At 72.5% G+C, this 24617-nt stretch carries 24 protein-coding genes, 1 tRNA gene and 1 pseudogene; 11 read left to right on the top strand and 15 right to left on the bottom strand.

The features are described from left to right. From ACFE64_RS09570 to ACFE64_RS09550, 5 genes and pseudogenes are all read left to right on the top strand, one after another. Positions 1-144: pseudogene (locus tag ACFE64_RS09570) on the top strand (deoxyhypusine synthase); the annotation flags it as partial. Further along, positions 141-599 (top strand): GreA/GreB family elongation factor, encoded by a 459-nt coding sequence (locus ACFE64_RS09565; RefSeq protein WP_375392235.1) that lies wholly within the window; start codon positions 141-143, stop codon positions 597-599. The pseudogene ACFE64_RS09570 and the gene ACFE64_RS09565, both read left to right, overlap by 4 nt. Before the next feature lie 56 nt (positions 600-655). Next, positions 656-1087, top strand: a complete 432-nt coding sequence (locus ACFE64_RS09560; protein WP_375392234.1) for an MAPEG family protein — start codon at positions 656-658, stop codon at positions 1085-1087. After that, positions 1080-2027, top strand: a complete 948-nt coding sequence (locus tag ACFE64_RS09555) for an alpha/beta hydrolase (protein ID WP_375392233.1) — start codon at positions 1080-1082, stop codon at positions 2025-2027. The genes ACFE64_RS09560 and ACFE64_RS09555 overlap by 8 nt, the downstream gene beginning before the upstream one ends. Next, positions 2027-2212: a hypothetical protein gene (locus ACFE64_RS09550; protein ID WP_375392232.1), complete on the top strand. Its 186-nt coding sequence runs from the start codon at positions 2027-2029 to the stop codon at positions 2210-2212. The genes ACFE64_RS09555 and ACFE64_RS09550 overlap by 1 nt, the downstream gene beginning before the upstream one ends. Positions 2213-2217: 5 nt before the next feature. Here the strand turns inward: ACFE64_RS09550 and ACFE64_RS09545 are convergent, their stop codons facing one another. From ACFE64_RS09545 to ACFE64_RS09490, 12 genes are all read right to left on the bottom strand, one after another. Further along, positions 2218-4101 carry an XrtA/PEP-CTERM system amidotransferase gene (locus ACFE64_RS09545; RefSeq protein WP_375392231.1) on the bottom strand — a complete coding sequence of 628 codons (1884 nt, stop codon included), beginning with the start codon at positions 4099-4101 and terminating at the stop codon, positions 2218-2220. Between the two features lie 2 nt (positions 4102-4103). Further along, positions 4104-5576 (bottom strand): exosortase A, encoded by a 1473-nt coding sequence (xrtA, locus tag ACFE64_RS09540; RefSeq protein ID WP_375392230.1) that lies wholly within the window; start codon positions 5574-5576, stop codon positions 4104-4106. Positions 5577-5659: 83 nt separating this feature from the next. Next, complete coding sequence (locus ACFE64_RS09535; protein WP_375392229.1) at positions 5660-6841, bottom strand: TIGR03087 family PEP-CTERM/XrtA system glycosyltransferase; 1182 nt, start codon at positions 6839-6841, stop codon at positions 5660-5662. After that, the gene (locus ACFE64_RS09530; protein ID WP_375392228.1) at positions 6838-7887 is read right to left on the bottom strand and encodes a FemAB family XrtA/PEP-CTERM system-associated protein; all 1050 of its coding nucleotides are present in this window, start codon (positions 7885-7887) and stop codon (positions 6838-6840) included. Before ACFE64_RS09530 ends, ACFE64_RS09535 begins: the two co-directional genes overlap by 4 nt. Continuing rightward, positions 7884-8750 carry an XrtA system polysaccharide deacetylase gene (locus ACFE64_RS09525; RefSeq protein ID WP_375392227.1) on the bottom strand — a complete coding sequence of 289 codons (867 nt, stop codon included), beginning with the start codon at positions 8748-8750 and terminating at the stop codon, positions 7884-7886. Before ACFE64_RS09525 ends, ACFE64_RS09530 begins: the two co-directional genes overlap by 4 nt. A gap of 22 nt (positions 8751-8772) precedes the next feature. Then, on the bottom strand, positions 8773-9840 hold the full coding sequence (locus ACFE64_RS09520; protein ID WP_375392226.1) for an ExeA family protein: 1068 nt from the start codon (positions 9838-9840) through the stop codon (positions 8773-8775). Positions 9841-9854: 14 nt separating this feature from the next. Beyond that, a complete protein-coding gene (locus ACFE64_RS09515; protein WP_375392225.1) occupies positions 9855-11459 on the bottom strand; it encodes a hypothetical protein in 1605 nt (534 codons plus the stop codon). Further along, positions 11456-12382 carry an AAA family ATPase gene (locus ACFE64_RS09510; protein WP_375392224.1) on the bottom strand — a complete coding sequence of 309 codons (927 nt, stop codon included), beginning with the start codon at positions 12380-12382 and terminating at the stop codon, positions 11456-11458. The genes ACFE64_RS09515 and ACFE64_RS09510 overlap by 4 nt, the downstream gene beginning before the upstream one ends. Then, a complete protein-coding gene (locus ACFE64_RS09505) occupies positions 12379-13893 on the bottom strand; it encodes an XrtA system polysaccharide chain length determinant (RefSeq protein ID WP_375392223.1) in 1515 nt (504 codons plus the stop codon). Before ACFE64_RS09505 ends, ACFE64_RS09510 begins: the two co-directional genes overlap by 4 nt. 58 nt (positions 13894-13951) lie before the next feature. Continuing rightward, positions 13952-14587 carry an XrtA/PEP-CTERM system exopolysaccharide export protein gene (locus ACFE64_RS09500; RefSeq protein WP_375392222.1) on the bottom strand — a complete coding sequence of 212 codons (636 nt, stop codon included), beginning with the start codon at positions 14585-14587 and terminating at the stop codon, positions 13952-13954. A 75-nt stretch (positions 14588-14662) separates the two neighbouring features. Next, entirely contained in the window at positions 14663-15892 is a 1230-nt protein-coding gene (locus tag ACFE64_RS09495; protein ID WP_375392221.1) for a pyridoxal-dependent decarboxylase, exosortase A system-associated, read from the bottom strand. Next, complete coding sequence (locus tag ACFE64_RS09490) at positions 15889-17412, bottom strand: acyl-CoA ligase (AMP-forming), exosortase A system-associated (protein WP_375392220.1); 1524 nt, start codon at positions 17410-17412, stop codon at positions 15889-15891. The genes ACFE64_RS09495 and ACFE64_RS09490 overlap by 4 nt, the downstream gene beginning before the upstream one ends. A gap of 85 nt (positions 17413-17497) precedes the next feature. Here ACFE64_RS09490 and ACFE64_RS09485 point away from each other — a divergent pair, with 85 nt between their 5' ends. The 3 genes from ACFE64_RS09485 to ACFE64_RS09475 are packed head-to-tail and all read left to right on the top strand — an operon-like array spanning position 17498 to position 19180. After that, entirely contained in the window at positions 17498-17770 is a 273-nt protein-coding gene (locus ACFE64_RS09485) for an acyl carrier protein (protein ID WP_375392219.1), read from the top strand. A gap of 10 nt (positions 17771-17780) precedes the next feature. Then, the gene (locus ACFE64_RS09480; protein ID WP_375392218.1) at positions 17781-18422 is read left to right on the top strand and encodes a hypothetical protein; all 642 of its coding nucleotides are present in this window, start codon (positions 17781-17783) and stop codon (positions 18420-18422) included. Further along, on the top strand, positions 18410-19180 hold the full coding sequence (locus tag ACFE64_RS09475) for a hydrolase 1, exosortase A system-associated (protein ID WP_375392217.1): 771 nt from the start codon (positions 18410-18412) through the stop codon (positions 19178-19180). Before ACFE64_RS09480 ends, ACFE64_RS09475 begins: the two co-directional genes overlap by 13 nt. 1 nt (position 19181) lies before the next feature. On the opposite strand, the gene trxB is transcribed toward ACFE64_RS09475, so the two are convergent. Then, entirely contained in the window at positions 19182-20150 is a 969-nt protein-coding gene (gene trxB, locus ACFE64_RS09470; protein WP_375392216.1) for a thioredoxin-disulfide reductase, read from the bottom strand. A gap of 85 nt (positions 20151-20235) precedes the next feature. Between trxB and ACFE64_RS09465 the strand changes: the two genes are divergently transcribed. Genes ACFE64_RS09465 through fdhD form a run of 3 tightly spaced genes read left to right on the top strand, consistent with a single transcriptional unit; the run spans position 20236 to position 23836 of the window. Continuing rightward, the gene (locus ACFE64_RS09465) at positions 20236-22518 is read left to right on the top strand and encodes an FdhF/YdeP family oxidoreductase (RefSeq protein WP_375392215.1); all 2283 of its coding nucleotides are present in this window, start codon (positions 20236-20238) and stop codon (positions 22516-22518) included. Further along, a complete protein-coding gene (locus tag ACFE64_RS09460; protein ID WP_375392214.1) occupies positions 22515-23051 on the top strand; it encodes a molybdenum cofactor guanylyltransferase in 537 nt (178 codons plus the stop codon). The genes ACFE64_RS09465 and ACFE64_RS09460 overlap by 4 nt, the downstream gene beginning before the upstream one ends. Next, complete coding sequence (fdhD, locus tag ACFE64_RS09455; RefSeq protein ID WP_375392213.1) at positions 23048-23836, top strand: formate dehydrogenase accessory sulfurtransferase FdhD; 789 nt, start codon at positions 23048-23050, stop codon at positions 23834-23836. The genes ACFE64_RS09460 and fdhD overlap by 4 nt, the downstream gene beginning before the upstream one ends. A 167-nt stretch (positions 23837-24003) precedes the next feature. Here the strand turns inward: fdhD and ACFE64_RS09450 are convergent. Together ACFE64_RS09450 and ACFE64_RS09445 are read right to left on the bottom strand one after the other, a co-directional pair. Continuing rightward, positions 24004-24080, bottom strand: a tRNA-Met gene (locus tag ACFE64_RS09450). A 76-nt stretch (positions 24081-24156) separates the two neighbouring features. Continuing rightward, on the bottom strand, positions 24157-24617 hold a 461-nt coding region (locus tag ACFE64_RS09445; protein ID WP_375392212.1), incomplete at its 5' end, for a 2'-5' RNA ligase family protein.

Here is a 24617-nt window from a genome sequence, read left to right as displayed (position 1 = left end):
AGCTGGGGCAAGGTCAACACCGGCATCGAGCAGATGGTGTTCGCCGAGGCCGGCTCGGTGATGCCGCTGCTGGCGAGCGACGCCTATCATCGCGGGCATTGGAAGGATCGGCCGGAGCGCCGCTGGGCGAAGCTGTTCGCGTGAGCGTCGCCTTCCGGCGCGAGAGCGATGACGAGCATAAGGAGCCGACGTTCGAAATCCCGATCGCGCCGGGGCCGAACTTGGTCACGGCGCGCGGGCTGACGCTGATCGAGGCGAAGATCGCGGAATTGGAGGCTGCGGCTGCGCATGGCGACGAGGCGTCGCGCCCGGCGCTGCTGCGCGACCTGCGCTACTGGCGGACGCGCCGCGCCACCGCCGAGGTCGCGCCGCCGCCGCCGCCCGACGGGATCGGCATCGGCTCCCGGGTGACGATCCGGCTCGACGGACGGCAGCGGAGCGTCACGATCGTCGGCGGCGACGAGGCCGACCCCCCCGCCGGGCTGGTCGGCTTCCAGGCGCCGCTCGCGCGGGCGCTGATCGGCGCGGGCGTGGGCGACCGGGCCGATTTCGCCGGCCGGGCCGACGCGATCGAGATCATGGCGATCGAGCAGGCCTGAGCGCCCATTGCCGTCCTGCCGTCGATCGGGCAGCATCACGGCGGGGAGAGACGGCGATGCAGAGCGAGATCCTGAAGCCGGTGGTCGTGCTGATCGCCTGGACGCTGGTGATGCTGGTCTGGGCGGTGGGGACGCGGTTGCCGGCGATGAAGGCGGCGGGGGTCAACCTGCGCAAGCTGGTCGGCGGCAAGGGCGCCGACGCGGACGGGGTCCTGCCCGCCAGGGCGCAGTGGAAAGCGCACAATTACAACCACCTGACCGAGCAGCCGACCATTTTCTACGCGGTCGCGTTCGTGATCGCGTTCACGGGCACGGCGTTCCCGCTGAACGTCTATCTCGCCTGGGGCTATGTGGGCCTGCGGATCGCGCATAGCCTGGTGCAGGCGACGTTCAACCGCGTGATCGTCCGCTTCGCGCTGTTCCTGCTCTCCACCCTGTGCCTCGTCGCGCTGACGCTGCACGCGGCGACGGCGGTGTTCCATGACTGAGGGGCTGGACCGGCGAACGGTGGTGGCGGGCGCGGTCGGGGTGACGCTCGCGGCATCGGCCGGCGCACAGGACGCGGCAACCGGCGCCACGACGATGTGGCCGCCCGCCGAGTCGTTCACGCTCTGGCCGGCCGGACGCATCCCGAACGCGCCGCGCCGCCTGCCCGCAGCGGTCTCGACCGTCTCGGGCGACCCGCCGCGGCGCGAGCTTCACCTGACCGGCGTCGCCGATCCCGTCGTCGGCGTCTATCGTCCCGCACGGCCGGACGGGCGGGCGCTGCTGGCGATCCCGGGCGGCGGGTATCAGTTCATCTCGATCGAGAATGAAGGGATCAACGTCGCGCGGACGTTCGCGCCGCTGGGCGTGACGGTGTTCGTGCTCGGCTATCGCCTGCCCGGCCAGGGCTGGCTGGAGCCGGAGGACGTGCCGCTGCAGGACGGGCAGCGCGCGATGCGGCTGATCCGCGCGGGCGCGGCCCGGTTCGGCGTCGACTCGGCGAAGATCGGCTGCGTCGGCTTCTCGGCAGGGGGGCTGCTCGCGGCCAGCCTGGCGGTGGCGTGGATGGACCCGGTCTACGCCCGCGTCGACGGCGCCGACGAACTGGAGGCCAAGCCCGCCTTCGCCGGGCTGATTTATCCCGAGACATCGGGCGAACTGATGCGGGTCGGCAAATACCCGTCGGCGCGGTTCGACGCCTCACATCGGGTCGACCGCAACACGTCGCCGGTGTTCATCGTCCATGCGCTCGACGATCCTGTTGTTCCTGCCGCGTCGCCCATCGCCATGATGCAGGCCTGTCGGGAGGAACGGGTGCCGGTCGAGGCCCACTTCTTCCAGCAGGGCGGGCACGGCTTCGGTCCTGCCTACCTGCCCCGCGCGCTACCGGGCTCGCGCTGGCCCGAGCTGTTCGACCTGTGGATGCGCGGGATCACCCGCTGATGGCGAAAGGCGATACGTTCGAACGCCACCGCCAGCCCTGGACGGCGGAAGAGCTGCAGAAGCTGCACGGGTTCGCCAAGAAGGGCATGGCGCTGAAGGCGATCGCCAAGGCGCTCAAGCGCAGCGAGGAGTCGGTGCGCGATCGTGCCAAGCAGGACGGGCTGAACATCGCCAAGCTGCGCTAGGCGCGTCAGCCGAAGACGCGCGTCAGGCTCTTCTCCAGCATCACGAACTGCCATAGCGTCCGGCCGTGATCGGCGCGGCCGGCGCGGTGCTGGGCGGCGAGATCGGCGAGGACCGCCAGATCGAACCAGCCCGTATCGGCGAGCATCCGCGAGCGCGGCAGCGCGGCGGCGGCTTCGGCGAGCGGGCCGCGGAACCAGGCGGCGACCGGCGTCACGAATCCCATCTTCGGCCGGTAGAGGATCTCGCGCGGCAGGAACGGGCGCAGCGCGCGCTTGAGCAGCCATTTGCCCTGCTGGCCGCGCAGGCGCATGGCGACGGGCAGCGTCGCGGCGAACTCGACCAGGCGATGGTCGAGCAGCGGCTCGCGCGCCTCCAGCCCGACCGCCATGCTGGCGCGATCGACCTTGGTCAGGATGCCGCCCGGGAGCCCGCGCGTGAGATCGGCATATTGCGCGCGGTCGAGCGGATCGCGCGCAGGCGCGTCGCGCATCGCGGCGATCCAGGCGTCCTCGGCGCGATGGCCGGCGAGCTGCCGGCGCGCATCGGGTGAGAAGAGCCGCGCGCGCAGGTCGGGCGGGGTGACGCCGACCGCGCGCGCATAGGCCTCGTCGCCCTCGGCCGCGAGGGCAAGCAGCGTCGCCCTGGCGCGCAGCGGCCGCGGCGCCCAGTCGGCCTTGGGATAGGCCGCGCCGAGCACACCGGCGGCCCGGCGCAGGCCCGCGGGCAGGAACGCCCGCGCCTGTTCCTCGCGCGCCTGGAAACGCTGGCGACGATAGCCCGCGAACGCCTCGTCCGCGCCGTCGCCCGACAGCGCCACCGTCACCGTCTCCCGGGCAAGCGCGGCGACCTGATAGGTGGCGAGCGCGCTGGCATCGGCGAACGGCTCGTCGAAGGCGTCGACCAGCGTATCGATCAGCGCGAAATCGTCGGGGCGGACGATGCGGGTGCGATGATCCGTGTGGAAGCGGCGCGCGACCGCGTCGGCATGGCGGCGTTCGTCATGCCCGGCCTCGTCGAAGCCGATCGTGCAGGTCGTGACGGCCTTGGCCGAGACCTCCGCCATCAGCGCCACCACCGCCGAGCTGTCGACGCCGCCGGACAGGAACGCCCCGAGCGGCACGTCGGCAACCATGCGGCTGCGGACCGCGGCGCGCAGCCGCTCGGTCAGTTCGCCCGCCAGCGCATTTGCCGAGCCGCGCGCACGATCGGCGAAGCTCGGCTGCCACCACCGGCGCGGCGCCGGCACGGGCTTGCCGCGCTCGATCAGCAGGAACTGCCCGGCCCCGAGCTTGCGCACGCCAGCGACGATGCACGCGTCATCGGGCACATAGCCCCAGGCGAGGTAATCCTCGACCGCGCTGAGATCCGGCACGCGGCGCACGAGCGGGTGCGCGAGCAGCCCTTTCAGCTCGGAGGCGAAGGCGATCGCGCCATCGGCCAGCTCGACATGATAGAGCGGCTTCACGCCCAGCCGGTCGCGCGCGAGGAACAGCGTCTGCGCGTCCGCGTCATGCAGCGCGAAGGCGAACATGCCGTTCAGCCGGTCGAGCAGCGCCGGCCCCCAGGCACGCCAGCCGTGGAGCAGCACCTCCGTGTCGCCGGCAGTGCGGAAGCGCGCGCCCTGCTCCGCCAGCTCGGCGCGGAGCTCAGCGAAATTGTAGATCTCGCCATTATAGGTGACGGTCAGCGCGCCGTCGTGCATCGGTTGCGGCGAGCCCGCGACATCGATGATCGACAGGCGGCGGTGGCCGAAGCCGACGCCAGGCGCGGTCCATACCCCCTCCCCGTCCGGCCCGCGATGCGCCAGCGCCGCGGTCATGCGCGCGACGCGGGCGGGATCGACCGGCTTGGCGACGCCCGGATGGAACAGGCCGGCGATGCCGCACATGGCTAGGGCAGGCCGGCGGCGTGCGGCAGCGGCCCGAGCGCGCGGCGGAAGCGGACGATCGCCGCCTGCGGCGCCTGCCCCGGCGCGACCTCCGCCGACAGATGGACGGCGATCGCGCGCGGCGAGCGGCCGAGCAGGCGCGCGGCGGCGGTGGCGAGCTTCACGCGAATGGGATCGGCCGTCGCGACATCGCCGACCTCATACCAGCTGGCGACGATCCGCTCCACCGGGCCGGGCGCGCGGATGCGCAGGCTTTCGCCGCCCGCGAGCGGCGACAGGTCGGCGACGCGGAACCAGCGGTCCTCCTCGCGCAGCACGCCGGTGCCGAAGCTGATGAGCTCCGCGCCCTCGCGCTGACGGGCGAACACGGCGACGGCGAGGTCGACCGCCTGCCCGCGCGCGTCGACATAGCGGCCGATCAGCGTGTGGTCCGCGCCCGGGTGCCAGGGCTGCCATGACGCACGGGCGGAGAGCGGCGCGCGTGTCCAGCCGGGGATGGCGGGAAGCTCGACCCGCGGCGGCAGCGGCGCGGGGCGGTTCGCCGCGGCGCTCCAGGCGGGAAAGGCAGCGGCGAGCGCGAGCGTCAGGCACGCCGCGAGCGGCGGATCGAGCCGGTGGCGCACGGGTCCTTGCAGCGCGGCGGGATCGAAGGCGGGGGCGTCGGGCGCGCGATCGAACCAGCGCCAGGCGAGCGCGACCACCGCCGCCATGACGGCGGCGAAAAACAGCCAGCCATAGACGATGTGGTCGAACCCGGTCGCGGCCGGCACCGAGGTCAGCTCGGCCGCCCAGATCGTGCCGAACGCGCGCACCCCGTTGGCGAGCACGGGCACGACGACGCAGGCGAGCAGGAACGGCGCGCGCCGCCGCCAGCCGGCGAAGCATTGCTGCGCAACCAGCACCCCGAACGCGACCATCGCGAGCACGAACTTGTCGCCCGAGCAGGCCTCGGCGACCTCGAACCAGTGGCGGCCGGCATGGATGATGACGCCGTCGACGCTCGCCGGCACCCCGACCAAGTGGAGCAGCGGCAGCGCGAGCGCGACGGTGACCGCCTGCAGCGGCGTCTCCAGCCCCTCGCCGAACGGCACGAGGAACACGGCATAGGCGAGCGGGAAAAACAGCCCGCGCGCGACCGCCGGGCCGAGCAGCGTCACGACCGCACCCTCGACCATGAAGAGCAGGCCGAACTGGCGCAGCACCGCCGCGGACGCCGCGTCGCCGACCAGCCAGACGGCTCCGCCCGCCGCGACCAGCGCCAGCCCGGGCGCCCAGGCGACGGGTGTCAGCTGCGCCAGCGCCGCCCGCCGCTGCCATACCAGCCACGCGACGACCGGGCCGATGAAGAGGCAGTGGCCGAAGGTCGTGCTGGTCCACCACAGATGCGCGAGATCGGCGACGTCATGGCGGAAGAGGAGCAAGATGACGCCGCCGGCCGCGGCGAGAACGCTCAGGTAGGAGCGCCACGCACCCACGCTGTCATCCCCACGCAAGCGGGGACCCATCACCCGCGCGAAGGAGCTGGGTCCCCGCTTGCGTGGGGATGACGACAGGGAGGTCATGCGGCCGCCCTGGTGGGCTGGTCGAGCCCAAGCAGTGCGTCGAGCGGCGCGAGGCGCGCGGGCCAAGCGTAGCGCGCAGCGACACGCGCGCAAGCGGCCGCGCCCTGCACCTCGGCGGCTGCGGGATCGGCGAGGGCCGTCGAGACCACCTCCGCCCATCGCTCCGCTCCGTCGGCGACCGTCACCGTGCCGCCATGGTCGATGCCCTCGGCGGCGGCCGGCGAGGCGATCACCGGGCGCGCCATCGCCATCGCCTCCAGCACCTTGTTCTGCACCCCGCGCGCGAGCCGGAGCGGGGCGACGCACACCGCCGCCGCCGCCAGCCAGCCGCGCACGTCCGACACCGCGCCGGTCACGACCACGCCGGGCAGTCGCGCCAGCCCGCGCACCGCCGCCGTCGGCGCGCGCCCGACGATCGCGAACCGCGCGTCGGGCCGGACGCGGCGCACCGGCGGCAGCACCTCGCGCGCGAACCACGCGACGGCGTTGACGTTGGGCAGGTAATCCATCTGGCCGGTGAAGACGATCAGCGGCCCGGCGTCGGCCACGCGCGCGAAGGCGGCGTCGGGCGCAAAACGGGCGGCGTCGATGCCGTTCTCGACCACCGCGATCCGCCCCTCTCCACCGCCGCGCCGGAACAGCTCGGCCTCGGCGGCGGTGACGAACAGGCTCGCGTCCGCGCGCGCCGCGACCGCGCGCTCGAACGCGCCGAGCAGGCGTGCCTCGCGGCGCAGCATCGGGCGCAACGGCGGCGCAGCGGCCTCGGCCATGGCGGCGAACTTGGCCGAGTCCACGTCGACGAAGTCCATCACCACCCGCGGCCCCTGCGCGGGCAGATACTGCGCCATCTGACCCGAAAAGGCGTAGATCGCATCGGCCCGCGGCGCGGCGGCGACGGCCGTGCGCATCGCCGGATCGTCGAACGCGGTCAGCGACACCGGCCGGCCGGTCGCCAGCGCTTCCAATGTCGCGCGCGCGCGGCGCTTCCGGCGCGGGACGATCGTGCAGCTCGCGGTCACCGCTTGCAACGGCGACATATCGATCGGCTCGTCGACGAAGGCGATGAGGTGGACGCGCGCGCGCGCCGCGAGGTGCCTGAGGACGTGGTAGCTGCGGATGCGGTCGCCCCGATCCGGTGGGTAGGGCGCGCGATGGGCAAGGAACAGGATGTCGCTCACCCCAGCCCCCGCGCGATCCACGGGCCGAGCGCGGTGGCGAGCGGCAGCGGCAGTCGTTGCCACGTCCGCACCATCAGCGCGTATTTCGGATCGAGCGGATTCACCGCGCGCGCCGGCCCGTCGCTGCGGCGGGCATAGCGGAGCGGCGCGGGCGCGAAGCCCCAGTTCTTCTTGAACGCCGCCGCGCCGGTGCCCGCCTTGGATCGGCCGAAGTCAAACCGCATGCAGCCGCGCGCCCGCGCATGGCCCATCAGCGCGAAATACATCAGCTCGTTCGCGCGCAGCCCGCGCGCCGCCCGCGTGCCGCCGCCCCAATAGGGATACGCCGTCCCGCCGGCATACAGGCTCAGGACCGACGCGACGGCGCGGCCGCGGTGCCGGACGGTGAGGATGTCGGCGTCCATGCTCGCCGCCACGGCCCGGAACAGCGCCGCCGGGAAGACGGGCGTGCCGAGATTGCGGACCGACTCCGCGTAGACGCGATGATGCTCGGCGAGCGCCGCCGCGTCGCGGCCGACCGTCACCTCCAGCTCGCCGCCGAGCGCGCGGCGCACCTCGGCGCGCTGCTTGCGCGGGATCGCGGCGAGCTCCGCGTCGTCGCTGGCGGCGAGCGGGCGGGCGAAGCCGACATAGGTCGCGTCGTCCACCGCCCAGCCCGCCGGCGCCTCGCCGCCGCGCAGCTCCACCGAGGGGCAGTTGAGCCGCTGCGCCAGGTCCGATGCGCCCGCCGCGAGCGGTTCCAGCGCGTCCCCGAGCACGCCGCCGCCGACGCCGAAGCCGGTCGACACCAGCGCCCGCCCGAACAGCACCGAGCGCATCTCGGTCAGCGGCAGCACGCCGGCAATCGCGCCGTTCCCGCGCTCGGCGACCAGGTAGCGCGCGCGCTGGCGGCAACCCGCCTCGACGGCGCGGCTCCAGGCGGTGAGGTGGAATGGCGTCGCGCCCGGCTGGTCGCGAACGAACGCATCGATGCGCGCCGCCTCGCCCGCATCGCGCAGGTCCGCCGCGCGAATGCCGAGTGGCGTGCTGAGGAGCGGTGCCGTCACGCCCTTGCTCGCCTCCCCGGCGGGAAGCGGTCGGAGATGGCCAGACCTTCCACCACCTCGTCCACCCGGCCCCAGCGGTGCCGCGCGATCAGCCCGCGCAGCTTGTCCGCCATCGCGCCGAGGCGCGCATAGTGCCGCAGCTTGGACCGCAGCGGCGCATCGCCGACGCGCGGCTGGGCGGGGTCGATCTCCCACGGGTGAAAATAGAACATCGCCGGCTCGCCTGCCGCGTTGACCTGCCGGACCGCATAGTCGGTCAGCGCGGCGGGCAGCAGGCGGAAGAAGCCGCCGCCCGTCGCCACGCGCCGCCCGGCGATCTCCGCCACCGTGACGGGCAGCTCGATCAGATCGGCGTCGGCGAGCGGCCGGAACGCGAAGCGCGGCGCTTCGGGCCAGCCATAATGGTCGTGGCGCAGCGGCGCGACGCTGGAGGAGTAGCGGTAGCCCGCCTCCGCCAGCACCGGATGCGCCCAGGGCGTGCGCGCGTCGAGCGAGAAGCTGGGCGCGCGATAGCCGGTGACGGCGACGCCGCCCGCATCCTCGATCGCGGTGCCGGCGCGGCCCAGATCGGCGCGGAACTGCACGGCGTCCATGGTGAAGATGCGGCGGTGATCCCAGCCGTGGCTGGCGACCTCGTGGCCCGCGGCGAGGATCCGGCGGATCAGCGCCGGATGGCGATGCGCCACCCAGCCGAGCGTGAAGAAGGTCGCCTGCACGCCGCTCTCGGCGAACAGCGCCAGCACCGCGTCGGTGTTGCGCTCGACGCGGGGATCGAGCCGATCCCAATCGGCGCGCGCGATGACCCGCTCGAACGCGCCGACCTGGAACCAGTCCTCGACGTCGACCGACAGGCCGTTGAGCACGGGCGCGGGACGGAGGTTCGGCTCAGGCCGCACGCGCGCGGGCCGCCCCGGCGGGCTCGGCCTCGACCCAGTCCACCAGCAGCGTCAGCACGCGCCGCAGCGCCGCGTCCTGCGCCTCCAGTCGCGCTTCCAGCTCGGCGATGCGCGCGTCGAAGAGCGGCGCGGCATCGGCCGGCGGCGCGGGCGCCGCTTCGGCCGGAGACGGATCGACCGCAAGCCGATCAGCGATGGGTGCGACGTCGCGGGGCAGGTCGACCGGCGAACGCGAGCTCGTCGGCAGGTCCGCCGCCATGTCCGCGCGCACCGCCGCCACCGTCGCCGCGCCGATCAGCTCCTCGCCCGCCACCGCCGCGTGCAGCAGCACGCGATTCGCGAGCAGGTTCAGCCGGCGCGGGATGCCGCCCGACGCCGCGTGCAGCGCCGGGAACGCGTCGGCGGCGAAGTCCGGCCGCCCGCGCCAGCCAACGAGCGACAGCCGATGCGCGATGTAATCGGCGACCTCACCCTCCGCCATCGGGTCGAGATGATGGATCGCGATCACCCGCTGGCTCAGCTGCTCCAGCGCGTCGGCGCCGTGCAATCGGTCGCGGAACTCGGGCTGGCCGACCAGCACGATCTGCAGCATCGCGTGCCCGCCCGCCTGGAAGTTGGAGAGCATGCGCAGCTCCTCCAGCGCGGCGACGGGCAAGGCCTGCGCCTCGTCGACGACCAGCAGCGTGCGGCGGCCGCTGCGCGCGACGGCGTGGAGGCCGCGCTCGATCGCGGTCAGCAGCTGCGCCTTCTCCAGCCCTGCCGGATCGACGTCGAGCTGCGTCGCGACGCTGCGGAGCAGATCGGCGGCGTCGATCGCGGTCGAGACCAGCCGGACGACGCGCAGGTCCTGCGGGTCCACCTGTTCGAGCAGGTGCGCGATCAGCGTCGTCTTGCCCGCGCCGACCTCGCCGGTGACGACCACGAAGCCTTCGCCCTGCTGCAGGCCATAGCCGAGATAGGCCATCGCCTTGCGGTGCGTCGCCGTCTCGAACCAGAACCGCGGATCGGGCGTCAGCTGGAACGGCCGGTCCGTCAGCCCCCAATGGTCTTCGTACATCGTTCGGGACCCTTTCAGAAGCTGTAGCGCGCGCCGACCGTCGCCTGGCCGCGCAACGCCGTCTCGTCGCCCCCGCCGGTCCGGAAGGCATAGAGCCCGAGCGCCGCGGTCGTGCCGAGCCGGCCGAAATCATGATAGTAGCTCGCCGTCGCACCCGTCGACAGCACGTCGTCGGCGCCGGGCTGCGCCGGGTCGTAATCGTCGAAGAAGGCGGTCGCGTCGACGCCCGACACGGGCGACAGCGCGCGGTGAAGGAACAGGTCGGCGTACCAGCTCTGGTCCTCGCGGCCATAGATGCTGGCACCCGTCACCTGCACCGGCGCGAACAGCTTGCGATTCGCATAGCCCGCGCCGACGCCGTAGGTGGACGGCCCGCGCGTCGCGCTCAGCACCGCGTCGACCCCGCGGGCGCGGTAGCTGGCGGCAGTGACCGACTGGAACACGCCGTCCAGGCACCCGCCCGGCGCCGCGCCGCTGGTGCCGAAGGTGCAGCCGTTGAACGCCTGCGCGAACTGGTCGCGCGTCGCGATGAAGCTGGTCGGCAGATTGTCGATGCCGGTGCGCAGCTGACGGCCGAAGGTGGTGACGCTGTCATAGACCTGTGCGGCGAAGCCGACGGTCGGCGACGCCTGCCAGCTGATCGCGCCGGTATAGCTGCCGCTGCCATAACGGCGGCCCGCATAGCCGGCGACCGACGTGCGCCGGTTCGGCCGCCAGACGACCCCCGCGTCATAATAGAGGCCGTCGGTGCGGTAGGTGATCCGGCGCTGGCCGTTCGGATCGGTCCGGAAACGGCCGTTCGGGTCGAGCAACGGCGCGCCGGCGGCGGTGAGCAGCGGGTCGCGCTGGCTGGTGGTCACCGCTTCGTAGCCGACGCCGCCGGCGATCGCGACGTTGGCGGAGATCGGCGCAAGCACGTCGCCGCGGCCGAACCGGTCGTCATAATGCTGACCGAGCTGGCCGGCGCGTTCCTGGAACCAGCCGGCGCTCGCCGTCAGCCCGACGGGCAGCACCGCGCGCGGCGCGATGCCGGCCGACGCCGTGGCGGACTGGCCGAGCGAGTCGTCGAAATACCCGCCGCGCGGCGGGCCGGGCGCGAGCCCGTCGAAGCGCGGCGCGTCGACCCTGGTGTAGCCGATCTGATAGGCGGCGGCGAGCGCGACGGGGCCGAACCGCGCCGCGAAGCTCGGGCCGGCATAGAGGGCATAGACCAGGCTGGTGTCGCGCTCGCCGGGCGCGAACAGCCGCGCCGCGCCGCCGCCGCCGTCCGCGTGCGTGCGGGTGGCGAGCGCGCCGGCGTCGAGCGTCAGGTTGGGCGTGACGCGCACCTCCGCGCGGGCGAGGCCGGAATGGCTGTCCTGATCCCTCAGCCCGCCGCTCTCGGCGATCTGGCGCTCATAGCGGTAGGACAGCTGCGCGGTCGCGCGCGGAGCATCGACGCGCGCGTCGACGCCGGCGGCGACGGAGGTCCAGGTCAGCACGTCGCCGCTGTTCAGGTCGGCGGCGGCCGTCTGGCCGAGCTCGATATAGGGCACGACCTGGGCACGCCCGTGATCGCGCGCGGCGGCGGGCGCGGCGGCGAGCAGGAGCACCGCGCCGATCCGGGCGAGCCGGGTCATGCGGGCCTGTCCTGGCCGTAATAGCTGCCGAAGCGATGCCGGTCCGCGACGAAGGTGACGCTGTTGAGGACGAGGCCGATATGCGCGCAGCCGTCGAGCAGCTTCACCGCCGCCTGCACCTCGCTCTCGGGCGTGCGATCGGCCCGCACCACCATCATCACCTGCCCGACCAGCATCGCCAGCACCGCCGCCGGCGATGCGGCGAGCGCGGGTGGCGAATCGAAGATGATCATGCGGCGCGGATTGGCGGCGAGCAGGCGCGCGAGCACCGTGCGGGTGCGCGCGCTGGCGAGCAGCTCGGTATCGGCCGCCGTCTTGGCGCCCGCGCCCAGCACCGACAGATGCGGCACGTCGGTGCGGACCACCAGCGTCTCGGGATCGGTATCGACGTCGAGCAACGCATCGAGCAGGCCCGGGCCGGGTTGCAGGCCCAACCGCCGGCGCACGTCGGGCTTGGCGACATCGGCGTCGACCAGCAGCACTTCGGTGTCGCGTTCCGCCGCGATCGAGAGCGCCAGGTTGATCGCGCAGAAGGTCTTGCCCTCGTCGGGCCGCGCCGAGCAGACGAGCACGGTGCGCGCCGCTTCGGCGTCGCCGTTCGCCTCCAGCCGCTGGCGCGTGACGAACAGCTGGCGCTTGATGAGGCGGAACTCCTCCGCGAGCGGGCCGATCGGCGCGCCGGGCACGATCATCCCCCGCTCCGCGAGCAGGCCCCGGTCGATGGCCGCGGCGGCATCGGGTGCAGGCTCCGGCAGCGTGAAATGATCCTCGTCCTCGCCGGGACGGGCCAGGAACTCGGCCGGGATCGCGCCGAGCGTCGGCGCGTCGCCTGCCGGTGCCGGTGCGGCACGGCGCGGCTGCAGGGCATAGACGTTGGCGGCGCGCTCCAGGAGCGACGGTTCGCGGCGGGCGGTCGCGCTCATGCCGCCAGCCCCCGCTGCAGCAGCTCGACGCCGAGCAGCAGCACGAACGCGGCGAACAGCCCGCCGGCGCCGCTCGCGAACAGCTTCAGCCGCCGCAGCCGATGCTCGGCCTGCGCGCGCGTCACCATCTCGCCGACCTGGCCCAGCACGACCATGCCCGAGGCGCGCGCCAGCCGCGGCGCGGTGGGGAAGGTCTGGCGCAGCTGGCCGGCCGCGAACGCCGCACCGATCCCCGCCGCCAGCCCCGCGATCAGCACGCCGGTCAGCAGCAGCAGCCGGTTGGGCGCGGCGGGCGTGCGCGGCGTCGTGGGCGGGTCGATGACCGAGAACTTGACCTGATCGGTCTGGCTCTGCGCCTGGCCGCGCAGCGCGAGCTGCTCGCGCTGGGCGAGCAGCTGGTCGTATTGATCCTTCAGCACCTGCGAGTCCTGCTCGATCCGGCCCTGCTCGGCGGCGACGCCCGGATCGCCGGCGAGCTTGCTGTTGAGCTGGTCCAGGTCGCCCTGCAGCTGCGCCTTGCGGATGCGCAGCGCGGCGACGGCGGCCTGCTTGTCGGCGAACATCGACTGGAGCGAGAGGTAGAGCGGATTGGGCTGTCCCCCGCCCCCGCCGCCCGCCGGTTCGCCCCGCGCGGCGGCGGTGGCGGCGGCGAGCTGGCCCTTGAGCGCGATCACGTCCGGGTGGTTCTCCGTATCGCCTCGCGCGCGCGCATCGGCGAGTTGGCCCTGCACCGCCGCGAGCCGGGCGCGCGCCGGGCCGAGCGTGGCCGCACCGCCTGCGCCGGCAATCTCGCGCGGCGTCGACGCCAGCTGCCCCTGCACCGCGGCGAACGCGGACTGTGCGGCGGCGAGATCGCCGTCGACCTGCGCCATCTGGGACCGCGCGGCGCCGATCCGGTCGGCGACCGAGCCGGTGCCGGGCAGCGCGCCGAGATAGCGGTTCTGGAAATCGGCGCGCTTCGCGTCGGCGTCCGCCAGCTGCTTCTGCCGAGCGGCGAGCTGCTGGTCGAGGAAGCGCAGCGACTGCGCGGTCTGCGTCCGGTCGCCGGCGAGGTTCTGCTCGACGAAGATGTCGATCAGCTTCTGCGTCACGGTGCGGGCCAGCTTGGGCGTCGGCTGCGCGGTGACGATCTCGAACAGATTATCCTGCTGCGCCGTCACCTTGATGCTGAGCGCCAGCGCAGCGACCCGGTCCGCCACGTCGCGGTCGCTGGCGACCGTGTTGGCGAGATCGGTGCCGCGGACCACCTTTTCGAGGTTCACCGCCGACACCAGCGTCTGCCGCACCCGGTCGATGTCGCGGGTGGTGTCCTGCGCCGGCGCGTTCATGGTCGCGGGCAGGATCTGCTGCATCTGCACGAAGACGCGCGCGTGGCTCTCGTAGCGGCTGGGCAGCCAGCTTACCACCAGCCAGCCGAGCACGCACACGCCCCAGGCGACGGCGAGCGCCAGCCAGCGCCGCGTCCAGATCGCGTGCAGCGCGAGGCGCGCCTCGTCATAAAGACCGTTCACGGTTCCTGCTCCAGCAAAGCTGGACGGGCCGGCGAGAGCCGATCGAACGACATCGCTCTCAGAACATCGATTCGGGGATGATGATGACGTCGCCGGGCGCGAGGCGGACGTTGGCGGAGGAATCGCCGCGCTTCAGCAGGCGCGCGATCTGCAGCTGATATTCCTGCTGCTTTCCGGTGTCGCGATCGTAGCGGACCAGCTTCGCCTTGTTGCCCGCCGCATATTGCGACAGGCCGCCGACCGCGATCATCGCGTCGAGCAGCGTCATGTTGGCGCGATACGGGATCGAGGCCGGCTTCTCCGTCGCGCCGACCACGCGGACCTGCTGCGAGTTGGTGCCGGAGAAGTTCTCCACGATCACCTGGACGATCGGGTCCTTCACGTACTCGCCGAGCGCCTTCTTCATGTCGTCCGCGAGCATCGCCGGCGTCTTGCCGACCGCGGGCATGTCGGCGACCAGCGGCGTGGTGATGCGGCCGTCCGGGCGGACCTGCACCTTCGCCGACAGCTCCGGGTTGCGCCACACGAAGACGTTGAGCTGGTCGAGCGGGCCGATGACATATTCCTCGCCCGGCTGCTCCTTGGCCGCGACATAGGAGGCGGGCGGCAGCGCGTCGCGCGCCCCCCCGCCGGCGCAGGCGCCGAGCGCGGTCGCGGCGAGGCCGAGCGCGAGGGCGGGACGGGCGATCATCATGCGGACACCTCCTGGCGGCGGCAACGGCAACCGCACGATCCGGCGTCGGCTATCGCAATACGGGTAAAGATAGCGTTAGGCGTTGGCCAGCAGCTCGGCCGCCGGCGGGTGGCCGAGGAACGCCGCCGGGCTGGCGGTGAGCCCGTAGGCGCCCGCGCAGAAGATCGCGACGAGGTCGCCCGGCCCGGCGCGGGGCAACTGCACGCGGTCGGCCAGCCGGTCGAGCGGGGTGCAGAGGCAGCCCACCACCGACACGGGATCGTCCGCGGGCGCGCCCATCCGGCCGGCGACCGCGACGGGATAGTTGCGCCTCACCACCGTGCCGAAATTGCCCGAGGCGGCGAGCTGGTGATGAAGGCCGCCGTCGACGACCAGGAAGGTCTCGCCCCGGCTCTCCTTCCGGTCGACGACGCGGGTGAGATAGACGCCCGCGTCGCCCACCAGCCAGCGGCCGAGCTCCAGCGCGAAGGCGCTGTCGGCGAGGCTCCCGGCGCGGCGGTCGAGCGCGTCCACCAGCCCCACGCCGATCGCCTCGACGTCGATCGGCCGGTCGCCCGCGAAATAAGGGACGCCGAAGCCGCCGCCCAGATTGACGAGCGGCGGCGTCGCACCCGCCTCGTCAGACAAACGGCCGGCCAGCGCGACTGTCGCCGCCTGCACCTCGATCAGCGCCAAGGTGTCCAGCGACTGCGAGCCGGCATAGCAATGCCAGCCCCGCCAGTCCGCGCCCGCCGCGCGCAGCCGCCGGACCAGCGCCGCCGCGCGCTCGGCATCGACCCCGAACGGCGACGGCCGCCCGCCCATCCGCATTCCGGCCCCGCGCAGCTCCAGGTCGGGATTGACGCGCACCGCCAGTCGCGGCGCCACGCCGAGCCGGTCGGCGATCGCCAGCGCGCGGTCCGCCTCGCCGTCCGATTCCAGATGGAGGGTGACGCCCTCCGAGATCGCCGCCGCCAGCTCGTCGTCGCGCTTGCCGGGGCCGGCGAAGCTGAGCGCGCGCGCCGGCGCGACGGTCAGCGCCCGCACCATCTCGCCGCGCGAGGCGACGTCCAGCCCGTCGACCAGCGGGGCGATCGCGGCGACCAGCGGCGGGAAGGGGTTGGCCTTGATCGCGTAATGCAGGCCGAGCCCGGCCGGCATCGCGGCCCGGAAACGCGCGATGCGCGCGGCAACGATCGCGAAGTCGTAGACGAACAGCGGCGTGGTGCCGGCCTCGGCCGCCCAGCTTTCCGCCGGACGCCCGCCGATCCGCAGCTCGCCGGATTGCGCCGCATATTCGGGCGGCAACGGACCGAGCGGCTTCATAGCTCCTCCCCGTCCCGGGAAGGATCAAGGCTCGCTAGCACCCCCGCCCGATCCAGCTTGCCGTTGGCGTTGCGCGGCAGGGCGTCGCGCCACTCGTAGCGTTGCGGCTGCATGAAGCTCGGCAGCTCGGTCCGCAGCCGCGCCCGCAGCGCCGGCTCGCGCGCCGGGTCGCCCGCCAGCACCACTGCGATCGCCTGGCCCAACCGGGGGTCAGCCACACCCAGCGCCACCGCCTCGCGCGCCTCGCCGCCGGCAAGCACCGCCTCCTCCACCTCGGTCGGGCTGATGCGGTTGCCGGCGGATTTGATCGTCTCGTCGTCGCGCCCGACGAAGCGCAACAGGCCCTCCTCGCCCTCCACCACCGTATCGCCCGACCACACCGCCGTCCCGCCGCTTACCGACCAGACCGGCGCGGGGCGGAAACGCTGCGCGGTCCGCGCCGCGTCGCGCCAATAGCCCTGCGCGACCAGCGGCCCGGCATGGACCAGCTCGCCCGGCTCGCCCGGCGCGGCGCGGCTGCCGTCGGCGCGCGCCACGACCACCTCGGCGAACGGGATCGCGCGCCCGATCGCGTCGGGATGGGCGTCGATCAGCGCCGGATCGAGATAGGTCGAGCGGAACGCTTCGGTGAGGCCGTACATCGCGTAGATATCAGCAGCCGGGAACCGTTCGCGCAAACCTCGCACCAGCCGCGGCGTCAGCGCGCCGCCGGAATTGGTGAGCCGCTTCAGCCGGGCGGCGGCCGCGTCCGGCCATTCCGTCTCCACCAGCTGCACCCAGAGCGGCGGCACCCCGGCGAGCGTCGTCGCGCCGACGCGCTCCACCGCCTTCACGACATCGCGCGGCGCCAGGTAATCGAGCGGCGCGACGCTCGCCCCGGCATACCAGGTGGAAAAAAGCTGATTCTGCCCATAATCGAAGGACAAGGGCAGCACAGCCAACACGCGATCGGAGGGCGCGAGCCGCAGATAATGCGCCACCGCGACCGCGCCGAGCCACAGATTGGCGTGGCTCAGCATGACGCCCTTGGGCCGCCCGGTGGAACCGGAAGTATACAGGATCGCGGCCAGCGCGTCGGGATCGGCCCGCGATTTGTCCAGCCAGTCCCCCGCGTCGAGTGGAACGGCATCTTCCGCCACAACGACGCATCCCGCCGACACGTCCCCCGCTTCCAGCGTCGCCGCGCGCGCGGGCTGCGTCACCAGCAGCCCCGCGCCGCTGTCCGCCAGGATGTGCGCCACCTGCGCGCGGCGCAGCGCCGGGTTGACCGGCACGTGCACCAGCCCGGCGCGCGGCGCGGCGAGCGGCAGCAGGCAGGCGGTGCGCGTCTTCGGCAGCCAGCTCGCCACCCGGTCGCCGGGATCGAGCCCCTGCCCCGCCAGCCAGGCCGCGATCGCCCCGACCGCCGCTTCGGCTTCGGCGAAGGTCATCGCGCCCGCGCGATCGATCAGCGCCGCGTCGTCGGGCGCGCCGCGCAGCACATGATCGATCGGGCGCGGCGCGGGATCGGGCGGGATCATCGCCGCCGCCATAGCGCCGAACCGTTGCCCATTTCACCCCCAGCCCGTAGGACGCGCGCCGGTTGCAACTGCGAAGAAGCCGGCCTTGACGCTTGATGGACAGCCCGATGTCGACCGCGCGGTGCGCGGCGTGCTCACCGACGTGCTGGGCCTCGCGCCCGAGCGGGTCGCCGGCTTCACCGCCGCGACGCCGCTGTTCGGGACGCTGCCGGAGCTCGATTCGATGGCGGTGGCCGGCCTGCTGACCGAGCTGGAGGACCGGCTGGGCATCACGATCGAGGACGACGAGGTCGACGGCGAGATGCTCGCGACCTTCGGCGCGCTCAGCGCCTTCGCCGCGCACAAGGCGCTGGTGTAGGCGGGGGCCGGTGGACGCCGGCCCGCGCATCGACCGCTACATATGGGCCGGCGGGCGCGAGCCGATGCTGCGCTTCGGACCGGACGATGGTCCGGTCGCCGTGCTGGCGCTGCCGCTGTTCGAGGAGGCGAACCGGACGCGCGCGTTCGGGGCGAGCATCCTCCGCGCGCTGGCGGCCCGGGGCATCGGCGGCGTGCTGCCCGAGCTGCCGGGCCAGGGCGAGAGTGCCGTCGCGACGAACGCGGCGAAGCTGTGCGACCTGCGCGCCGCGCTGGAAACCGCCCCGGGCACGCATGTCCTCGCGATCCGGAGCGGGGCGCTGGTCTGCGATGACCGGCCGTGCTGGCTGTTCGCGCCGCAGTCCGGCGCAGAGCTGATCCGGGAGCTGACGCGGGTGAACGGCGGCGCACTCGAAGGCGACGAGATCGACATCGCCGGCAACATGCTCACCCGCTCGCTGGTCGGCGACCTGGCGACTGCTCGCCATCGCGAAGACGCACGGGTCGTGCGGCTCTCGTCCGATCCGCGTGGGGCGGACATGCACGTCGATGGCCCGGCGCTGTGGCGGCGGGCCGAACCAGACAACGATATCCAGCTGGCCGAGCGGCTTGCAGCCGACATCGCCGAATGGATGGCAGCTTGCGCCGGCTGATCGCCTTTCCCTGCGAGGGCGAAACGCTTGTCGGCTCGCTCGATCCGGCGGACGGCACGACGGGCCTGCTGATCGTCTCGGGCGGCAACGAACCGCGGATGGGGGCGCATCGGGGCATGGCGCTGCTGGCGACGCGCTTGGCGGCCGCGGGCTGGCCGGTGTTCCGCTTCGATCGGCGGGGCGTCGGCGATTCGGCGGGCGCGAATGGCGGCTGGGCGACCAGGGCCCCGGACATCGCGGCGGCGGCGGCGGCATTCCGGACCGAGGCGCCACGGATGCGCCGGCTTATGGGCTTCGGCAATTGCGATGCGGCAACGGCGCTGGCGCTGTTCGGGCAGGCGGCGGGCGTGGATGCAATGGTGCTCGCCAATCCCTGGGTCGTCGAGCGGGAGCCGGACGGACTCCCTCCGCCCGCGGCGATCCGCGCGCGCTACGCCGAACGGCTGCGACGACCCGGCGAGTGGCGGCGGCTGGCGCGAGGCGGCGTGGATTTAGCCAAGCTCGCGCGCGGGTTACGGGCCGTTCTCAAGATACCGTCCGATCCCTCGCTCGCCCGCCGGTTCGCCGACGCGCTGCGCGAGTGCGACGCCACGATCGTGCTGGCGTCCGGCGATGCGACCGCGATCGCCTATGCCGATGCGGTGAAGGATCTCGGGATCACCGCGAAGGTAGTGACGATCGACACCGCGTCGCACAGCTTCGCGCGTGCGGGCGACGCCGAGGCGCTGGAGGCGGCGATCCGCGCGACACTCGGCTGAGCTACTCCGCCGCCTCGGCCAGCTCCGCGAACTCCGCCGCCTGCAGGAACCGTTCGGCGTCCAGCGCCGCCATGCAGCCCGTCCCCGCCGCCGTCACCGCCTGGCGGTAGATCTTGTCGGCGACGTCACCGCACGCGAACACGCCCGGCACGCTGGTACGTGTCGAGCCCGTCTCGACCGCGATGTAGCCGTCATGATCCAGGTCAAGATGCCCGCGGAACAGCTCGGTCGCGGGGTGATGGCCGATCGCCACGAAGCCGCCGTCCACGTCCAGCCGCGTATGCTCGCCGGTCACCGTGTCTTCCAGCACCAGCGCGGTGAGCCCTGCCGTGCCGCCGCCGTCGACGAACTCCCGCACCTCCTTGTTCCACCGCACCGTAATGCCGGGATGCGCGAAAAGCCGTTCCTGCAGAATGCGTTCCGCCCGCAAGCTGTCACGGCGGTGGATCAGCGTCACGTCGGGCGAGTGATTGGTGAGATACAGCGCCTCCTCGACCGCAGTGTTGCCGCCGCCGATCACCGCCACCTTCTTGCCGCGGTAGAAGAAGCCGTCGCAGGTAGCGCAGGCGCTGACGCCCTTGCCCTTCATCACCTCCTCGCTCTCCAGCCCCAGCCATTTGGCCTGCGCGCCGGTCGCGATCACCAGCACGTCGCCGAGATAGGTGTCGCCGCCGTCGCCCACGAGGCGGAAGGGCCGCCGCGACAGGTCGACCTCGGTGATGGTGTCCCACAGCAGCGTGGTGCCGACATGCTCGGCCTGTTTCTGCATCTGCTCCATCAGCCAGGGGCCCTGGATCACGTCCGCGAAGCCCGGATAATTCTCGACATCGGTCGTGGTCGTCAGCTGCCCGCCCGGCTGGATGCCCTGCACCACGATCGGCTTGAGCCCGGCGCGCGCGCCATAGATAGCGGCCGACAGTCCGGCCGGGCCCGAGCCCAGGATCAGCATGCGCGTAGTGTAGGTGGTCATGTCGTTCCTTCGAATGACCCGTGATCTAGGCTGCGGCAACGCGCTTTTCCATGGCACGGTCGCCGCGCGCGGGCGTTGGGCCGGCATGAGCGAGAAGATCGAGATCAAGGCGTATACGGGTCCGGCCGGCGGCTGGGGCTCGATGCAGGGGCTCGCCGAGATCGGCATCCGCGAGCGCTCCGGGCCGGAGACCGCGCGCGAGCTCGGGCGGCAGAACAAGACCGGCGGCTTCATGTGCGTCAGCTGCGCATGGGGAAAGCCCGCCCATCCCCATCCGGCCGAGTTCTGCGAGAATGGCGCCAAGGCGACCGCGTGGGAGCTGACGCGCTTCCGGGTCACGCCCGACTTCTTCCGGGAGCACAGCGTCGCCGATCTACGGACGTGGCCCGACCACGATCTGGAGCAGGCGGGACGGCTGACTCACCCGATGAAGTACGATGCGAGCAGCGACCGCTATGTCGCTGTATCGTGGCAAGAAGCCTTCACCGCCATCGGCGCGAAGCTGAAAACCTGCGATCCCACCAAGGTCGTCATGTACGCCTCCGGCCGTGCCAGCCTGGAGACTAGCTACATGTTCGCGCTGTTTGCGCGGATGTACGGCTGCCCGAACCTGCCCGACTCGTCGAACATGTGTCACGAGACGACGTCCGTGGGCCTGAAGGCGTGCATCGGCTCGCCGGTCGGCACGATCCAGCTCACCGACTATGAGAAGTGCGACGCGATCTTCTATTTCGGTCAGAATCCCGGCGTGAACAGCCCGCGGTTCCTCCATCCGCTGCGCTCCTGCGCCAGGCGCGGGGTGGAGATCATCGTCTTCAATCCGCTGAAGGAGCGCGGCCTGGAGCGCTTCACCGACCCGCAGAACCCGTTCGAGATGGCGACGGGCAGGTCGACGCAGATCGCGACGCAATATCATCAGGTGAAGGCGGGCGGCGACATCGCCGCATTGTTGGGAATGGTGAAGCACGTTATCCATCTCGATGATCTTGCGCGGGAAACCGGCGCCCCGCGCGTCGTCGACCAGGCCTTTATCGACCAGCACACCAAGGGCTATGACGCGGTCGCAGCGTTCGCCCGTGGGATCGATTGGGCGACGATCGAGCATGAGAGCGGCCTCACCCGCGCGGCGCTGGAAGGCGCGGGCGCGGTCTATGCCCGGGCCAAGGCAGCGATCTGCGTCTACGGCATGGGCCTGACGCAGCACGTCCACGGCATCACCAATCTGCAGATGCTCGTGAACCTGATGCTGCTGCGCGGCAATGTCGGCAAGCCCGGCGCCGGCTTCGGGCCGGTGCGCGGCCATTCCAACGTGCAGGGCCAGCGCACCGTCGGGATCACCGAGAAGCCCGAGCTCGTCCCCCTCGATCAGCTTGCCAGGCAGTTCGGCTTCGAGCCGCCGCGCGCCAAGGGCTGGGACACGGTCGCCGCGTGCGAGGCTATGGTGAAGCGCGAGGCGCGGGCGTTCATCGGGCTCGGCGGCAATTTCGCGCGCGCCATCCCGGACCATCGCAACACCGAGCCGGCCTGGGCGGACCTCGACCTGACGGTGCACATCGCGACCAAGCTCAACCGCACCCACCTGCTGCCCGGCAGGTCCTGCTACCTCCTACCCTGCCTCGGCCGCATCGAGCTGGATCGGCAGAAGACCGGCTCGCAGACGGTGACGATGGAGGACTCGTTCAGCCGCATCTACGGCTCGCGCGGCCGGGTCGAGCCCGCCGCCGACACGCTGCTGAGCGAGCCCGCGATCGTCGGCGGCCTCGCGAAGGCGACGCTCGCGCCCAACCCGAAGGTGGATTGGGACGCGTGGGTCGCCGACTACGGCCTGGTGCGCGACGCGATCGAGGCGACCTACCCCGACCAGTTCGCCCGCTTTAACGAGCGGCTGCACGTCCCCGGCGGCTTCTGGAAGGGCGTCCCCGCCGCGCACCGGCAATGGATGACGGCGAGCGGCAGGGCCGAGTTCAACGTGCCCGAGGTGCTCAACGCCACCGGCTTCGACGAGGCGGCGGGGCGGATGCGGCTGGTGACGCTCCGATCCAACGACCAGTTCAACACGACGATCTACGGCTATCACGATCGCTTCCGCGGCATCAGCGGCACGCGTCAGGTGGTGATGATGAACCGCGCCGACATCGCCGCGCACGGGCTCGCCGATGGCGACACCGTCGATCTGGTCGGCGATCATGGCGACAATGGCCACATCCGCGTCGCCGGTCTCCGGGTCGTCGCCTATGACATCCCGCGCGGCTGCGTCGGCGCCTATTATCCCGAATGCAATCCGCTGATCCCGGTCGCCCATCACGCCAAGGAGAGCCACGTGCCCGCTGCCAAGACCGTCCCCGTGCGGCTGGAGAGGGCGGCATGAGCGGTGTGCTCGGCGCGGTGCTGGCGGGCGGCCGCTCGTCGCGCTTCGGGACGGACAAGGCGCAGGCGCATTGGAACGGGCGGAGCCTGGCGGACCATGCGGCGGCGCTGATCCACCAGCACGTCGATCGCATCGTGATCGTCGGCGGCAGCGGCGGTGCGGTCGCGGACCTGCCGGAACCGGGGCTTGGCCCGCTCGGCGGCATCGCCGGCGCGCTGGATTTCGCCGCGTCGCAAGGGTTCGGCTCGGTGCTGACGATCGGCTGCGACATGCCCAGTGCGCCGGCCGAGCTGATTGGGGCGCTGCTGCGGCGCGCGCCCGCCTATTGCGTCGATGCGCCGGTGCTCGGCCACTGGCCGGCGGCGCTCGGCGCGCAGCTGATGGCGCACCTGTCGGGTGCGGACCGGTCGGTCGGCCGGTGGGCGCGCAGCGTCGGCGCGCTGCCGGTCGCCTCCCCCGTCGCGCTGGCGAACATCAACACGCCCGCCGATCTGGACGCGCTCACCCCCGACGAGGACCTGGTGGCGCCATGACGTCGTCGCGGGTCGAGCCCGCGGCGATCCTGCGCCCGACGGGCATGACGCCGGGCGAGCGGGCGTTGCCGGTGGAATCACCGGTCGCGGTCGAGGTGGACGGGCTCGGCTATGCGGTGATGATGATGACGCCCGCCGACCTGGCGGCGTTCGCGGTCGGCTTCATGCTCACCGAGCGACTGGCGGACGGGCCGGCGGATGTGATCGACGCCGAGCCGTTCGAGGGCGACGCGGGCTGGGTGTTGCGGATCACGCTGGCCGAGCGCTGCCGCGGCCGCATCGCCGACCGGGTGCGCCACCGGACCAGCGACACCAGCTGCGGGCTGTGCGGCATCGCCGGGCTGGAGCAGCTGCGCCGGCCGGTCGACGGGCGCCCTGCACGGCCCGCAGCGACGCGCGAAGCGTTGTTCGCGGCCCAGGTGGCGCTGCGCGGGCATCAGCCGCTCAACGCCCTGACCGGCGCGGTCCATGCGGCGGCGGCGTGCGCGGCGGACGGGCGGGTGCTGATGACGTACGAGGATGTCGGCCGGCACAACGCGCTCGACAAGCTGATCGGCGCGCTGGCCCTGGCGGGCCAGACGGCAGCCTTCATTCTGGTCACCTCCCGGCTGAGCTTCGAGATGGTGGACAAGGCGCTGATCGCCGGCGTGGCGATGCTGGTCGGCATCTCCGCGCCGACGACGCTGGCGGTCGACCATGCGCGCGCGCACGGGCTGACGCTGGTGGCGCTGGCGCGGGCGGACGCGATGCTGGTCATGTGTGATCCCTGGGGAGTGTTCGCGTAGGATGCTGTTCGGGACCGACGGTGGGGACTTTGTAGCAGGTCCGGGGTGGCGCGCGCGTTGGGAGAGGGGGCGCCGCGGCAAAGCCGAGTCGTCGGTCGTGGCGGGCCACGCCGGCCGCGCTTGGCACTCTGCGCGCTAACTGCGTCAGCGCGTCTGGCGCCTGCGCGTGGTAGCGGAGGAGGGACTTGAACCCCCGACCCCAGGATTATGATTCCCGTGCTCTAACCAGCTGAGCTACTCCGCCCCGTTGGGGAGGGGCGGGCTATAGGAACGGCCTCCGAAGCGGTCAAGCAAACTTGCCGGTCAAGCAAACTTGGTGTTCAAGCGAACATGTGGCGGCTGAGCGGCTCCCAGGGGCCGCCGCGATACCACCAGGTGGCAAGGCCGGCGATCGCCACCGGCCGGGGGGTAAAGCCGCGCTGCAGCTCGGCGAGGAGCAGCTTGGCAGTGGCGGGTGCGACCTTGTTCTGGATGGTGACATGCGCGCGCCAACCGCCGGCGTCCTGCGGCGTCAGCATCGGTGCGAACGCATCGGCGAGCCGCGCGCGGATGCCGACCAGCTCGGGCACCTCGATCCGGAACGCGACGCCGCGGCCGAGCGACATCAGCCCGGCGATGCGCGCGTGGGGGGCCGGAACGCCGCGCGTCTCCTCCACCAGCCGGTGCTTCAGCTCGTCGACAGCGGACGGTGGCAGGTGGTGGAACAGCGTCAGGTGCGCGTCGAGCTGGTTGCGCTCCGCCGGGAAATGCTCCCGCCGCAAACCGTCCAGCCAGGCATGGT

The organism is uncultured Sphingomonas sp. (genome assembly GCF_964250165.1).
Classification (GTDB): Bacteria; Pseudomonadota; Alphaproteobacteria; order Sphingomonadales; family Sphingomonadaceae; genus Sphingomonas.
The sequence above is the reverse complement of the archived record's forward strand: the minus strand, read 5'-3'. Positions and strand labels throughout refer to the sequence as shown.